Annotated in this window: 15 protein-coding genes and 1 pseudogene; 7 read left to right on the top strand and 9 right to left on the bottom strand. The window is 69.4% G+C overall.

The genetic code is table 11. From position 1 onward, the window contains the following. The 3 genes from ACIO52_RS29195 to ACIO52_RS29185 form a co-directional block, all read right to left on the bottom strand. Positions 1 to 1,278, bottom strand: a complete 1,278-nt coding sequence (locus ACIO52_RS29195; RefSeq protein WP_402648350.1) for an aminotransferase class V-fold PLP-dependent enzyme — start codon at positions 1,276 to 1,278, stop codon at positions 1 to 3. A 73-nt stretch (positions 1,279 to 1,351) separates the two neighbouring features. After that, positions 1,352 to 1,786, bottom strand: coding sequence for a CBS domain-containing protein (locus ACIO52_RS29190; RefSeq protein ID WP_402648347.1), 435 nt, complete (start codon positions 1,784 to 1,786; stop codon positions 1,352 to 1,354). An 89-nt stretch (positions 1,787 to 1,875) separates the two neighbouring features. Continuing rightward, positions 1,876 to 2,109: a hypothetical protein gene (locus ACIO52_RS29185; RefSeq protein WP_218720035.1), complete on the bottom strand. Its 234-nt coding sequence runs from the start codon at positions 2,107 to 2,109 to the stop codon at positions 1,876 to 1,878. Positions 2,110 to 2,433: 324 nt separating this feature from the next. On the opposite strand from ACIO52_RS29185, the gene ACIO52_RS29180 reads away from it, so the two are divergent. Together ACIO52_RS29180 and ACIO52_RS29175 are read left to right on the top strand one after the other, a co-directional pair. Further along, complete coding sequence (locus ACIO52_RS29180) at positions 2,434 to 2,697, top strand: DUF397 domain-containing protein (RefSeq protein WP_387161932.1); 264 nt, start codon at positions 2,434 to 2,436, stop codon at positions 2,695 to 2,697. A gap of 18 nt (positions 2,698 to 2,715) precedes the next feature. Beyond that, positions 2,716 to 3,600 carry a helix-turn-helix transcriptional regulator gene (locus ACIO52_RS29175; RefSeq protein WP_218720036.1) on the top strand — a complete coding sequence of 295 codons (885 nt, stop codon included), beginning with the start codon at positions 2,716 to 2,718 and terminating at the stop codon, positions 3,598 to 3,600. A gap of 53 nt (positions 3,601 to 3,653) precedes the next feature. On the opposite strand, the gene ACIO52_RS29170 is transcribed toward ACIO52_RS29175, so the two are convergent. From ACIO52_RS29170 to ACIO52_RS29155, 4 genes are all read right to left on the bottom strand, one after another. After that, positions 3,654 to 3,908, bottom strand: coding sequence for a hypothetical protein (locus tag ACIO52_RS29170; RefSeq protein ID WP_218720037.1), 255 nt, complete (start codon positions 3,906 to 3,908; stop codon positions 3,654 to 3,656). A 349-nt stretch (positions 3,909 to 4,257) separates the two neighbouring features. After that, a complete protein-coding gene (locus ACIO52_RS29165; protein WP_402648342.1) occupies positions 4,258 to 4,914 on the bottom strand; it encodes an SDR family oxidoreductase in 657 nt (218 codons plus the stop codon). Positions 4,915 to 4,946: 32 nt separating this feature from the next. After that, positions 4,947 to 5,441, bottom strand: coding sequence for a DUF2599 domain-containing protein (locus ACIO52_RS29160; protein WP_402648339.1), 495 nt, complete (start codon positions 5,439 to 5,441; stop codon positions 4,947 to 4,949). 88 nt (positions 5,442 to 5,529) lie between these two features. Beyond that, positions 5,530 to 5,781 carry a hypothetical protein gene (locus ACIO52_RS29155; RefSeq protein WP_218720039.1) on the bottom strand — a complete coding sequence of 84 codons (252 nt, stop codon included), beginning with the start codon at positions 5,779 to 5,781 and terminating at the stop codon, positions 5,530 to 5,532. 280 nt (positions 5,782 to 6,061) lie between these two features. Between ACIO52_RS29155 and ACIO52_RS29150 the strand changes: the two genes are divergently transcribed. The 3 genes and pseudogenes from ACIO52_RS29150 (at position 6,062) to ACIO52_RS29140 (ending at position 10,396) form a co-directional block, all read left to right on the top strand. After that, complete coding sequence (locus ACIO52_RS29150) at positions 6,062 to 7,291, top strand: lipase family protein (RefSeq protein ID WP_402648336.1); 1,230 nt, start codon at positions 6,062 to 6,064, stop codon at positions 7,289 to 7,291. 236 nt (positions 7,292 to 7,527) lie between these two features. Beyond that, positions 7,528 to 8,889 (top strand): lipase family protein, encoded by a 1,362-nt coding sequence (locus tag ACIO52_RS29145; RefSeq protein ID WP_218720041.1) that lies wholly within the window; start codon positions 7,528 to 7,530, stop codon positions 8,887 to 8,889. Between the two features lie 318 nt (positions 8,890 to 9,207). Further along, positions 9,208 to 10,396: pseudogene (locus ACIO52_RS29140) on the top strand (esterase/lipase family protein). A gap of 60 nt (positions 10,397 to 10,456) precedes the next feature. Here the strand turns inward: ACIO52_RS29140 and ACIO52_RS29135 are convergent. Then, positions 10,457 to 11,680: a CdaR family transcriptional regulator gene (locus ACIO52_RS29135; RefSeq protein ID WP_218720043.1), complete on the bottom strand. Its 1,224-nt coding sequence runs from the start codon at positions 11,678 to 11,680 to the stop codon at positions 10,457 to 10,459. 207 nt (positions 11,681 to 11,887) lie between these two features. Between ACIO52_RS29135 and ACIO52_RS29130 the strand changes: the two genes are divergently transcribed. Continuing rightward, the gene (locus ACIO52_RS29130) at positions 11,888 to 12,364 is read left to right on the top strand and encodes an HAD-IIIC family phosphatase (protein ID WP_218720044.1); all 477 of its coding nucleotides are present in this window, start codon (positions 11,888 to 11,890) and stop codon (positions 12,362 to 12,364) included. Positions 12,365 to 12,466: 102 nt separating this feature from the next. Here ACIO52_RS29130 and ACIO52_RS29125 read toward each other — a convergent pair whose 3' ends face one another. Beyond that, the gene (locus ACIO52_RS29125) at positions 12,467 to 13,348 is read right to left on the bottom strand and encodes a sigma-70 family RNA polymerase sigma factor (protein ID WP_218720045.1); all 882 of its coding nucleotides are present in this window, start codon (positions 13,346 to 13,348) and stop codon (positions 12,467 to 12,469) included. 80 nt (positions 13,349 to 13,428) lie between these two features. Here ACIO52_RS29125 and ACIO52_RS29120 point away from each other — a divergent pair, with 80 nt between their 5' ends. After that, positions 13,429 to 13,773: a DoxX family protein gene (locus ACIO52_RS29120; RefSeq protein WP_218720046.1), complete on the top strand. Its 345-nt coding sequence runs from the start codon at positions 13,429 to 13,431 to the stop codon at positions 13,771 to 13,773. The last annotated feature ends 138 nt before the right edge of the window (positions 13,774 to 13,911 follow it).

Below are 13,911 nucleotides of genomic sequence, written 5' to 3'. Positions count from 1 at the left end.
TCAGCGCCCGTGCCCGGCGAGGCCGGCCACGCAGGCGACGAAACGATCGATCTCGTCCAGGGTGTTGTAGAGGTGGGTGCTCACTCGCACCGAACCCGCGCCGGGCTCGGTGCCCGGCACGCAGTGCGCACCGGTGCGGACCAGGAAACCGGCCTCGGCCAGCACGAAACCGAGATCGGTCGCGCTGATCCCGTCGAGGGTGAACGAGACGATCCCGTACCCCACCGCGCAGCCCGCGTACGCGGGCCCCGGCAGGAACTCCAGGCCGGGCACCGGCCGCAACCCCTCGATCAGCCGCAGCGTGAGTTGCCGGTTGTGCGCGGCGATCGCGATCGGGTCCAGCTCGTCGAGCAGATCGAACGCCGGTGCGAGGGAGAGAATTCCGGGAATATTGTAGGTTCCCCCCTCCAGCAGCTCCGGCATCCCGGAGCCGGTCAGCCCGGATTCGCCGATCGTCACCCCGGTGTGGCCGCCGGGCAGGAACGGCCGCAGCCGCTCGTGGACCCGCCGTCGGCAGTACAGCAGCCCGATCCCGGGCGCGCCGAACATCTTGTGCCCGGCGAACACCGCGAAGTCGGCGCCGAGGTCGAGCACGTCGACCGGCAGGTGCCCGCCGCTCTGCGAGCAGTCGAAGCACAGCAGGATCTCCGGATCGATCCGGCCGCGCAGTTCCTCGAGCGTGGTCAGCCCGCCGTAGACGTGGTGCAGGTGGCTGGTGGTGACCAAGCGGGTACGCGGGCCCACCTTAGCCAGGATGTCGTCGATGTCGGCCTCGCCCGCCGCGGTGCTGCGGTAGGGCCGCAGGACGATCCGGCGCCCGAACCGGGCCAAGGTGTCGCGCAGGTGGTGCCAGGGCAGCACATTGGACGCGTGATCGGCGGGGTTGTAGAGGATCTCGTCCCCGTCGTCGAGGACGGCCAGCCCCCAGCTGTAGGCGACGGCGCCCAGTGCGGCGGTCGCCCCAGCGGTGAACACGATCTCGTCGGGGTGCTCGGCGCCGACGAACGCCGCGGCCCGGGAACGGATGGCCGTGATCCGCGCGGACAGCGAGGTCGCCCAGCCGTAGGTGCCGCGCCCGGCATTGGCCGTGTGCTCGGCGTGATAGCCGGTGACGGCGGCGATCACGGTGTCCGGCTTCTGGGTCGTGGCGGCGCTGTCGAGATACACCACGGCCGGATCGGCCAGTGCGGGAAAGCGGCCGCGGATCGTGGCGGGCACCGGGGTCGGCGCGTGCCGCAGCACCGGAACGGCGGTGAGCTCGGGCCGGAAGGGGTGCACGAGATCAACGATACGCACTTTTCTGGTACGGCTGACGAAGAATTCTCGCGGGCAACGCTTTTCGGGCGCGGGCTCAGTACTTGCCCTGCAGGTAGTCGACCAGGTGTCCGCGTTCGGCGGCCAGTTCGGTGATCTCGCTCTTCACCACGTCGCCGATGCTGACGATGCCGATCAGCCGGTCCGCCTCGACGACAGGCATGTGCCGGACGCGATGCTCGGTCATGACCTCGCGCAACGAGGAGACGTGGTCGTCTGGTCCGCAGGTGCGCACCCGGTCGGTCATGATCTCGGCGACCGGCCGGTCGAGCAGGGCGGCGCCGTGGCGGTCCAGGTGGCGGACCACGTCGCGCTCGGAGACGATTCCGCTGATGGTCGCGCCGTCGGGGGAGACCACCACCGCGCCGATATTGTGCTCGGCCAGCACGGTGAGCAGGGCGCGCACCGTGGTCTGCGGCCCCACCGTGGCCACCGCCGTGCCCTTGTTGCGCAGAATCTCCGCTATCCGCATATGCCGCTCACCCGTGTCGAGCCCGATCGTTCCCCTTCAGGATGCCTCGGGTGACACGGCTGTGACCAGCACGAAGACGTTACAACCGGCTATTCGTCGTCCAAGCCGGCGGAGAGATAGGCCGCGGCGGCCAGCCATTGCCTGCACTGCGGACCGTGCACGTCGTGCTGGCGCAGCATCTCGCGGGCCTGGCGGTAGGTGAGCCCGAGCGGCTCGTCGCTACACGATCCGGAGGACGCGCCCGCCGTGCCGAGGTATCGCGGGATCTCGAGGCCGGTGCTTCCGGCCGAGACCCGGCGGGGTGTTCGAAACGGCGTACTCATCCGAGTCCCCTCGCATCCGGCAGCGGAGGGCCCATCCGGCTGGTGCTGCCGACGTCCCTTCCGGTGATCTTGAGGCCTGAGTCTACGGGGGTGTTGTTTGCAGATGCAAGAACATCTGCACTGTCGATTCGGACGTGTCGGGCAGCTGATCGGGTTGTCGCGCTTGCGAATTCAGGGGACTGGACGTCACCGATCGAGCGTGCGCCCAGGTCGTGTCGTCGGGTAAGTACCGACCGGTGCGGCCGCATGTGAACCGTGTTAGTGTCCCGATCGCAATGTGCAGATGCAAGAACGTTTGCACGTGCATCTGCAACTTTCGCACTGATGGCATCAATCGAGAACGAGGAGTGTGACGTGTCCGGTATGCACCATGATCAGCGGGAACGCCCGGGCGTCGGCGACTGGCGCAAGAGCACGTTCAGCAACCCCAGCGGCAACTGTGTCGAGGTGGCCGAGGCGACGGACGGTTCGGTCGCCGTGCGCAACTCGCGCGACCCGCACGGCTCGGTGATCTTCTACACTCGGCCGGAAATCGACGCTTTCATCCGCGGCGCGAAGGCCGGAGAGTTCGACTACTTGACCCGGTGATCGGTAATATCGGCAGCCATGACGGCTGAACCCGACGAGATCGGTCGCGTGCAACCCGTTGTCGATCGCGGCCCCACCGTGCTGCGCATCGCCCTCGGTGGCCAGTTGCGCAAACTGCGCGAGAGCAAAGGCATCACCCGCGAGGCGGCTGGTGACGCGATCCGTGGCTCACACGCCAAGATCAGCCGGCTCGAACTGGGACGCACCGGATTCAAAGAACGCGACATCAGGGACCTGCTCACGCTCTACGGTGTCCACGACACCCGCGAGCGTGAGTCCTTCTTCGAACTGGCCAGGCAGGCAAGTGAACCCGGCTGGTGGCATCGCTACAGCGATCTGCTGCCCTCCTGGTTCAGTACCTACCTCGGGCTCGAGCAGGCGGCCAGTCAGATCCGCACCTACGAGGCCCAGCTGGTGCCCGGCCTGCTGCAGACGCCGGAGTACACGCGCGCCATCGTGACTCTCGGGTTCGACGACGCCGATACCGAGCGACGGGTGCAGGTCCGTCAGCTCCGCCAGGACGTGCTGCGCCGGGTCGACCCACCGGTGGTGTGGGCGGTCATCGACGAGGCCGTCCTGCACCGCCCGATCGGCGGGCATGAGGTGCATCGCGCGCAGCTGCGCTACCTGGCCGAGCTGTCCGCGCTGCCGAACGTGACCGTGCAGGTGCTGCCGTACTCCGCGGGCGGGCACGCCGCGGCGGGCAGTTCCTTCAGTATTCTGCGGTTCGCCGAGCCCGAGCTGCCCGACATCGTCTACCTCGAGCAGCTCACCAGTGCGCTGTACCTCGAGCGGCGGCAGGACCTGGCGCTGTATCTGTCGGTGATGGACCAGCTCAGCGTGCAGGCCGCCCGGCCCGATCGCTCGCGCCAGATCCTGCTCGACTACGCCGATCGCGCCTGAGGCCGGACACCGCTACCGGGCGCCGCTGACGGCGCCCGGTCCGGGTCGGTGATTCAGTAGCGGATGCAGCCCGCGGCGATCCGCCAGAAGGTGTCGGGGGTCAGCGTCTGCAGATCCCAGTCGTCGGCCAATTCGTGCGCGGTGGTCACGATCCGGTCGATATCGAAATCATTGCGTGTCGCCGCGCCGGTGGATTCCACGGCATCGATGACATAGGCGACCGCTGTTTCCCTGGAGCACCCTGCGGTGACGGGGTGGGTCGTCGCTGCGCGATCAGCGAGGCCGAATCGGCCGTTGGTGTTGTTCATGGTGAACGCCCCTGTGTTTAGGCAGTGGCAAACCCAAGGCAAACATAGCCCCAGGTGTGCCGCTCGCGGCCTCCCCTGACTATCCCCTGAATTGTGTTGCGGCCCTGAGTTTAGGACGGGGCAAGTTTCGAATGCAAGCACATCTGCACGATCGATTCCGTCTCGATGCAGCGCATTTCTCGGCTTCTGAGCGGCGAATCCGCGGGTGCGCCACCGTGTTCACGACAAACGGCGGGTGGATAACGGCGTGACCGGCGGCTGGTCCCTCCCGCGGCGTGATGCGGGGACTGCCGCCGGTCGGCGAGAATCGACCCTACGGCCGAATATTGTTGCGATAGTTAATTTTCGGCTACCGAATTGCCGACACGGCCGCCGCGATCGGCGCCGTTCCGGAGACCACTTCCAGCGTGCGCCCAAAAGTGTTGTCCGCGTCCAAGATCGACGCGAGCGTCGCGGCGACGTCGGCGCGGGGGATCGGACCCCGCGCAATCGGCGGTGGTCCGAGCGTGACCAGACCGTTGCCTGCCGTGTCGGTGAGCATGCCGGGGCGCAGGATGGTCCAGTCCAGGGCGCGCGACCGCAGATCGTCCTCCGCGCGGGTCTTGGCGTCGATGTAGGCGGCCCAGACCTCGTCGGTGCCCGGTGCGGGCGGCGCGCCGGCGCGCATCGTCGAGATCTGCACGAAGCGCCGGACGCCGGTCCGCTCGGCGGCGTCGGCGAGCTGCACCGAGCCGTTGAGATCGACGGTGTATTTGCGCGCGGCACCGCTGCCCGGGCCCGCGCCGGCGGCGAAGACCACCGCGTCCGAGCCGGCGACCGCGGCGGCCAAATCGTCGGGGGTATCGCGTTCCATATCGAAGATGACCGGAACGCCGCCGGTCGCGACGATATCGGCGGCCTGGTCGGGGCGGCGGATGAGCGCGTGGACCTGGTCACCGCGGCGGGTGAGCAGCGAGGCCAGCAGCAGGGCGATCTTGCCGTGCCCACCGGCGACGACGATACGCATGCGAGTGCTCCTTTCGAGCGGAGAGCGGACAGTCAGCGTTCCGGGCCGCCGGGATTGCAGTTCGCCGACACCGTGGCCGAATAGCCGACGGCCGGTCGCCACGGTTCGAGGTTCCAGCTCGGTTTGTCGGGCGCCACCATCCTCGCCCACACCCAGTGGCAGAGGAACTGGTCCCGCATCCCCGGCGCGTCGGCGCCGGCGTCCAGGGCGAGGACCTCCTGCCAGGCGAGTTCGTCGGTGCCCGGCGCGGCGGTGCGTCGGCCCGCGACGGTCGGCACGACGAGCAGGCGAGGGCCGTCGGCGGTGTCGGTCCAGGTGAGGTGGTCGATCAGCGGCAGTCCGGCATACGGATCGACCGTCGGTGTCGGCGCGGCGAGGGTGACCGGAGGCTTGCTGGTCGAGCGGGGCGGCGTGGTGGTCGTCGACGGAGTCGCCGTCGCCGGCTCCTCGGCGGCGGTCGAGCCGCAGCCGGTGAGGCCGAGCATCGCGACGGCGGCGAGTGCGGCCGACAACTGCCACCGAATCACGCGTCGCCCCTCCTTGTCGTCCAGGCGCGCGGCCGGGACGCGGCCGCCCGGCCAGCCTAGTGCGGTCGGCCCGGCGGTGCCGGTGGGCTCAGTGCCAGAGCGAGCGGCAGGGGAGTCGGCGCAGGTCGGGACCCACCTGCCCGTCGACGGTGACCAGCAATCCGGCGTGCACCGCCGCGGTGGTGAACTCCCACGCCTCGGCAGGGGTCGCCGCGTACTCCAGAATCAGCGCGTCCTGCGGTGTCGCGCCGTCGAAGTAGACCGTGATCCGCCGGGTCGGTATCTCGGTGCGGTCGGCGCGGTGGGAGGTGGCGGCGATGTTCTCGTCGATGGGAATCATGGCGTGCTCCTTATGCCCCGGCGCTGGTGGGCGCCTTCCTACTCGACGGTAGGGCCCGGGCCGTCGAGTGGAACATGTTCTGGAATTCACTGGAGATCTCACAGCCCTCCGGCGCCGCGGCGTGACGGTGGCAGACGAGAATCGCCGTCGACTTGCATCCGGTCACAACCCGCGTTCCTGCCGGTTGTGAGCTCCGCCGATCTCGGTCCGAAGGGGTACCGACGAGCCACGCTACCGGCAAGTATCGGTCTCGACGGCAGCGACACGGGAGGACGGCCGGATGATCTGGGTTGCCGCGGCACAACGGGCTCGGCCCCGCCGCGCCCTGCTGGCCGTGGCGGCGGCGCTCGTGCTGGCCGTGGTCTGCGCCGCCCCCACACACAGTTCACCGCTCTATCCGAGCGCCGATCCCGACCCCTTCTACGCCCAGCCCGCCGACCTGTCGGCGTCGCGGCCGGGCGACGTACTGGACGTGCGGCCGATGCCGCCCCTGGCGATGTTCCCCGACACCAGGATCACCCTGGTCAAGTTCCGCTCGACCAACTCGGCGGGCGAACCGATCGCGGCGACCACGACCGTGCTGCAACCGGCGGGCCACCGCCGGGACGCGCCGGTGCTGTCCTACCAGCACATCATCAACGGACTCGGCGTGCGCTGTTCGGTCTCCAAGGTGCTCTACACCGACGACCCGAACCTGATGGTTCGCGAGGCGGTGTTCTGGAATCTCGCCCTGCGGCGCGGCTGGACGATAGCGCTGCCCGACCATCTCGGGCCCAACTTCGCCTACGGCGCCGCCAAATTGGGCGGGCAGGTGACCCTGGACGGCATCCGGGCGATCCGCAATGTCGACGACCTGCTGGTCGCGGGGAGCCGGGTCGCGATGGCGGGCTACTCCGGCGGTGGCATGGCGACAGCCTGGGCAGCGGCGCTGCAACCCAGCTACGCGCCCGACGTCGCGGTCGCCGGCGCGGCGCTGGGCGGGGTGCCGATGAACCTGGTGTCGATGCTCGAGGGTCTCGGCTTCGGCTCGCACCCGGTGTTCGGCCTGGCGCTGGCGGCGGGGATCGGGCTGGAACGGGAGTATCCGCAACGGTTTCCGATCAGCGAGCAGATGAACGCGCGCGGCCTGGCAGCCCGCGCCTCGATCGCCGACGCGTGCACCAACGACATCCTCGGCGCAGGCGCGGGCCGCGGCATCCTCGACTTCGCCGCGACGACTTCGATGGTCGACGACCCGCACGCCCGCGCCGTCGTGGAGGAGAACAGCCTCGAGCTCTACCCAGGAACGCCGACGATGCCTGTCTTCGAATGGCATTCGCCCATCGACGGCCTGATCCCGGTCGAGGCGATCACCGCCACCACACACCGCTGGTGCGCGGCGGGCACCCCGCTGGTCACCGAATCGACCCCGACCCCGGACCACCTGACCGCAGCTGTGCTCGGACTGCCTTCCGCGCTGAGATGGCTCGACGCGCGGCTGCAGGGGGAACCGGCGCCCAGCACCTGCTGAGCCCGGTTTCGATCGGCCCGGATCCGCACGCCCCGAAGCGGATTCGGGCCGATTGTTGTTGCGATCGTGCCGCATTGCGTCACGACTCGGGCACGACGCCGATCCGGCGGGGTGGTTCCGGCGTACCTTCAGTGGACTGACGAGGGTGCGCTGGGGGAAGTTCGACGGGAGACGAAGCACCGCATCGCCGCACGTCAGCGACGAATCCGACGTTGCCACCCGAAGGCGTGTGTGCCATGCGATCTGTGCGTGTGTTGGTCTGCTCGATCCTGCTGCTGTGTTCGTTGTCCGTCGGCAGTGCCGCCGCCGAACCCACCCCGGAATTCCCGGTGCCGCAACCGGGTACGCCGGGGTTCCTGCCCGACTTGCAACGCTGGATCGATCAGGTGCTGCCGTCACCGATCCAACCGGCGGCCGGTGCCGATCCCGATGCCGAGCTCGCCGCGCTGCGGGCCGCGGTCCTGCCGTCGGCCGTGGGCGACGCGATGTTCGACCATTGGCCCGACGGGCTGGCCGATTACACGCCGGGACAGATCATCGCCACCCGCGACATCCTCGCCACCGCGGGTCCGCTGACCCTGGTGCCGCTGCGCTCGGCCACCCTGCTCAAATACCGCACGGACGATTCGCAAGGTCGCCCGTCCTTCGCCACGGCGACGCTGCTCGTGCCCGCCACCGACTGGACCGGACCCGGCGATCGGCCGGTCCTGGTCAACAACCTGCCGATCGACGCGCTGGGGCGCGACTGCACGCCGGGATACACCCTCGCGCACGGCCTCACGCTGCACTCGAGCTCGACCGAATTCATCCCGCCGACCACGCAATTGGCGGCACTGCGTGGATACGCCGTGCTGGTGCCCGATCACGAGGGCCCGTGGATGGCCTACGCGGAGCCGTATGTCGCCGGGCACGCGGTGCTCGACGGAATCCGGGCCGTGCGCGGCCTCGACCCGGCGGTGTTCGGCGCGAGCCGGTTCGCGATGACCGGCTACTCCGGCGGTGCCATCGCCACCCACGGCGCGGCCAAGCTGATCGACTCCTACGCACCGGAACTCGCCGACGTGATCGTCGGGGCGGCGCTGGGCGGTGTGCCCGCCGATTTCGAGATCCTCTCGCGCAGTATGAACGCCAATCTCGCCTCCGGGATCTTCATGGCGGCCACCTTCGCGATCGGCCGGGAACGTCCCGAGATCCTGGCCGCGATGAACAACCTCGCGCGCTGGGTCGCCACCTCGGTGATGAAGGACCAGTGCGTGAGCGTGTTCGCCGTCCCCGGCGTCCTGCACCTGCCGATCGATGTCGGCGCGAACATCCCCGACCCGCTGCGCTCGGACCTGGCCACCCGGATCTACGAGATCACCCGGATGGCCGGAATGCGCTCGGCCACACCGCTCTACATCTACAACGGCGAGCAGGAGTTCTGGATCCCCGCCGCCGGCGCGCGGAATCTGTACAACGAGCAATGCTCGCTCGGCGCGAACGCGGTGTACCGCAGCGTGTTCGGTGAGCACGTGATCGGTGCGGTCACCGGATATCCGGAGGCGATGCTCTGGCTCGACGAGCGATTGCAGGGTGTCGCGGCACGCAGTGAATGCTGACCGGCGGAAGTGGGAATTCTCTTCGATCTTCGCGGGCGGCTGCTGTGAAAGGTCAGCGGGCCGCGGAATTCCCGGGTGGTGTGGGCGATGACGGCCGGTCAGTGCTGGTGAGACGGCGATGAAGGGGATCCGGTCCGCGGTGCGGTCCGGATTGCCGAAGAATTCCTGTGCCCCCTCATGGGGGTTTTCGACGAGCCGTGGTGACCTGTCCAGAAACCCGGAAACGGCCGAATTGCGGGGATTTTCGGGACTTATGTTCGGTGCGGTTTCGACAAAGCCATTCGTATTTCTCGAATCGCACAGGAAGATACGCCAACGATGAAATCTCCCAGTCGCAGACGGACGCTACACACGGCGGTGCTCACCGGCGTCGGCGCGCTCGCCGTCGCGCTCACCGGTCCGGGGGCCGCCGCGTCTCCCGACCCCGCGCCCTCCGAGCAGGCCCTCGCCGACATCATCACCTCCGGCCGCGAAGTGGCCGGGCCGGGTAGCGGTTCGGCCTGCACCTCCGGCAGCGGCGCCGGATCGGGGAACGGCTCGGGCAACTGCTACGGCGGTTCGGGCTCCAGTTCGGGCTCCTCCGGTGGAAAGTCCACCGACACCATCGGTTACGGTCCCGCGCAGACCGCTTTCCTGGCCGCGTTCGCCTACGGCCTCGGCAACGGCGACGCCGCCCCGCCCGGCGCCAACGACTGGAACTGCAAGCCGACCGCCGAACATCCGCGTCCGGTGGTGCTGTTGCACGGCACCTGGATGAACGCCTACAACGGCTACGCCTTCATGGGTCAGCCGATCAAGGACGCGGGGTACTGCACCTTCACCTTCAACTACGGCCGCTCGGGCCTGGTCGAAGGCGGCGGCCTCGGCTCGCTGCTGCCCGGCGTCATGGGCACCGGCTACATCCAGGACTCGTCCAAGCAGGTCGCCACCTTCGTCGACCGTGTGCTGGCGGCCACCGGCACCGACGAGGTCGACATCATCGCTCACTCCCAGGGCGGCGCGCTGGCCAACTGGTACACCAAGTACGACGGCGGCGCGGCCAAGGTGAAGAACCTCGTCACCTACGGTGCCACCCACCACGGCACCAGCCTCGACGGCATCGGTGCCCTGGGCCGGATGATCAACAACGCCGGTATCGACATCCTGGGTCTGATCGAGATCTTCGTCGGGCATGCCGGCATCCAGCAGACGATCGGTTCGGACTTCGTCAACCAGCTCAACGCCAACGGTGACACCGTCCCCGGCGTCGACTACACCGTCGTCGGCACCCGCTACGACGAGGTCACCAACCCCTACGACCTGACCTTCCTGAAGCCCGGTCCCGGCGCCACGGTCGACAACATCACCCTGCAGGAGGGCTGCGAACAGGACGTTTCCGACCACCTGACGATGATGTACTCCCCCGCGCGCGCTGTCGATCGCGCTGCGGGCCCTCGATCCGGCGAGCAGCCCGAACCTGGTCTGCGAGTTCAACCCCTGGCTGGTCGGGGGTGGTGGCTCCCTGTGAGACGAGGCGAAGGCGCTGTCCGCGATCGCGGACAGCGCCTTCGGCGTCGCGGGGGTGGGATCAGGCCGCGGAACGGTAGCTGCGGGCGACCAGCGCCGAGCGCAGATACCACAGACCCGAGGGCTGGGTCGGGTCGAAACCGGTGAGCTGGCCGATCCGCTTGAGCCGGTAGTCGACGGTGTTGGTGTGCACGTGCAGCACCCGGGCGGTGCGCTGGCGGTTGAGATTGTTCGCGATGTGGCGCTGCAGGGTCTCGAGCAGTTCGGGGTACTGATCCAGCGGATCGAGCAGCGAACCGAGGAACTCCCGGCCGGGGCCAGGGCGGGTCAGCTGGTACTCGAGAGCCAACTCGTCGAAGCGGTACAGCCCGGAGGTGACCTCGAGCCGCTGCACCATGTCGAGCAACTCGTGGGCCTGGTCGGCGGCATCGGGCACGCCGGTCGTGCTGGTCTCCACCAGCGCCGCGGTGATACCGACCTGGGCCGCCTGCGAGAGCTGGGCCACGAGGGCGGCGAGGCCGTCGCGATCGAAGGTGCCCGCGGGGATGAGCACCGTGCCGCCGTCGACACTGAGTAGCGACAGCGCCGAATCGCCGCAGCGCTTGGCCAGCTCGGCCTGCACCCGGCGCAGCTTGCGGCGCGCGACCACCTGGGCGTCGAGGGCCGGGTTGGCCTCCTCGCGGTGCGGCGGGATCGCCAGGGCCAGAACGGCATAGGTCTCGGCGATGGCGATGCCGCACTCGCGGGCCATCGTCGAGGTGCTGTGGCCGCCGAGCAGCGCCGAGGTGAGGGTGTGCACGGCGGTGTGGTGCTCGCTGACCACGCCGCGCAACTCCCGCACGTAGGCCAGCGACACCTGGGCGGTGATGGTGTCGAGCATCTCCATCACCATCTTGACGCCGTCGACGAGATTGTCGTAGTCCTTCACCGACGCGTTCGCGACCACCAGGTCGAGGCCGATCTTGAACCCTTCGGCGATCGAGTGGTGGATGGTGTCGATCGGCACGCCCTCGCGGGCCCAGCCGCTGGCCGCGTCCTGCAGGCGCTGCAGCTTGTTCGGGATGTCGCGGCCGTCGAGCATGCTGACGGCGAATTCGAGGCAGATCCGGGTGATGGTGGTGACGTCGCCGGTGATCGCGTCGCCCGGCAGCGTGCCGCAGGGGACGACATTGGCGACGAAGTGGCCGACCATCTGCCGAGACAGGGCGCGCACGTCCTTCAACGGCGACGACATCGGCTGACCGGAGATGGTCAGCGATTGCCGGGGTGGATTCTCAACGGACATCTGTGTTCCCTTCGCCCATCTTGCGGCTCTGCCCCCGCTGTCCAGCGTGTTCACCCTAGCCAACCCGCGGCGATGCCGGAATGGAACGTCAGGTTATGGGTCGTGGACCCATGCTTGCTTGCCTGCTTGGTGAGCGGTCACAAGTCTGGTCCATCGCTATGAGTGGTTGTAGAGTTCTCCGCGCCGGAACGAACCGATAGGGGCACCATGCGACCTGCCGTCCGTTGTCTGGTCTGGGAACTGGACGAAACCCTGTGGGACGGCGTGGTCCACGACTCGACCAGCACCACGCTGCGCCCGCAGGCACTGCGTACGCTCACCAAGCTGAGCGAACGGGGAGTGCTGCATGCCGTCGCGGCACGTGGTGATCGTTCGCGCACCCTGCGCACGCTCTATCGGCACGGCCTCTACGAGATGTTCTCGGCGGTCGAGGTGGGCTGGGGCCGCAAGTCGGCCTCGATCGTGCGGATCGCCGACACCCTGGGCCTCGGGCTGGACGGGATGGCGTTCCTCGACGCCGAGCCGGTCGAGCGCGCCGAGGTCTCGCGTGCGCTGCCGATGGTGCGCTGCTATGCCGCCCGCAACGTGGACATGCTGCCGCTGTTACCGGACTTCCGGCACGACCTGCGTTCGGGCCCGGTCCCGACGCCGCCGCTGGGGTTCGCGCGCGTCCCGGCCCTGTGACGGCCCGGATTCGGCTGCGCGCGCTGCCTTCTCGCACGCGATGCGGCACCGCATCGCGTGCGATCTTGCACAGCGTGCCGAAATCGACCGGGTGGCAGCGTCTCAGGACTGATCCGGCAGCAGCGACAAGGTGAGACCGGCCAGCCTGACCGGGTCGGCGACCACGTCGTAGGCCGCGATCCGCGTTGCCCGGATGGTGAAGGTGAGCACGAACAGCGGCCTGCCCGCCCGGACAACGACGAGCCCCGGCCGACCGTCGACGAGGACCAGGACCGCTTCCCGCGAGCGCTGCCGCAGCACGACCGCGCCTTCGGCGACGGCGGCCGCGCCCCGGACCAGGGCGGCCATGCCGGGCGGGAGCGCCGCCGGATCGGCCGAGCGCACGACATCGGGGGCGAGCACCGCCAGCAATTCGTCCAGGTCGCCCTCGCGCGCGGCCTTCAGGAACGCCGCCACCGCGGTCCGCTGCGCGGTCAGTTCCGCGGGCTCGATCCGGGCCGGCGCGTGGACGCGCTGCCTGGCCCGGCTGGCCAGCTTCTTGGTGGTGGCCGGTGTCCGCCCGAGCATCGGGGCGATCTCGGCGAACGGCACGGCGAACAGGTCGTGCAGCACGAACGCGACCCGCTCCTGCGGGCCGAGCACATCGAGCACGACCAGCAGCGCGCGGCCGACCGCGTCGGCGAGCAGCGCGTCGTCCTCGGGGTCGGCGCCCGGACCGGTGGCCCGCGTATCGGCGAGGTCCGGCGCCGTGGTCTCGGCGCGCTGGGCGCGGGCGCGCAGCAGATCCAGGCAGATCCGGGAGACGACCGTGGTCAGCCAGCCGTCGAGATTGCCGATCTCGGCCACGGCGACGCGATCCAGACGCAGCCAGGCCTCCTGCACGACGTCGTCGGCCTCGGCGGCGGTGCCCAGCATCCGGTAGGCGATTCCGCGCAGCCGGTCACGGCGCTGTTCGAAGGCGAGCGCGAGCGCATCCGTCTGCATCGGTCACCTTTCGGCCGGCCCGTTCGTCATCGGATCGACGGCGGTCGCCGTCGCTCACCGTAGACCGGAGGAACCCACTCATGCACACGAGCTTCGTCGTCGTCACCGTGCTCGCCGCCTCGGCCGCGCTGATCGCCGCGGCGATCGACGTCGTCCGCGCCGACTGGATCCGCGCGAACATGCGCCGCTACGGGGTCGCACCGTGGACGCTCACGCCGCTGGCGGTGATCAAGGCGGTGGGCGGTCTCGCGCTGCTGGCCGGGCTGGCCTGGCGGCCGCTGGCGATCGCCGCCGCGGCCGGGCTCGTGGTGTATTTCCTGTGCGCGGAGCTGACCGTCCTGCGTGCCCGCGCCTACGCCGACCTCGGCTACCCGTTGCCGTATCTGCTGCTCGCGGGCGCCTCGCTGACGCTGGCCGCGGTGTGAGGCGGTGGTGGGGCGCCCCGGGGGGCGCGCCCCCCCCCCCCGGGGGGGGCCGGGGCCCCCCGGGGGGGGCCCCCCCTTCACCCAATTATATTGGCCGGGCGGTGGTGTGGGCCCGGCGGATCATCCGCCAAACCCAGG

The organism is Nocardia sp. NPDC087230 (assembly GCF_044744725.1).
Classification (GTDB): Bacteria; Actinomycetota; Actinomycetes; order Mycobacteriales; family Mycobacteriaceae; genus Nocardia; species Nocardia canadensis.
This window is presented reverse-complemented; position numbering and strand designations above follow the sequence as displayed.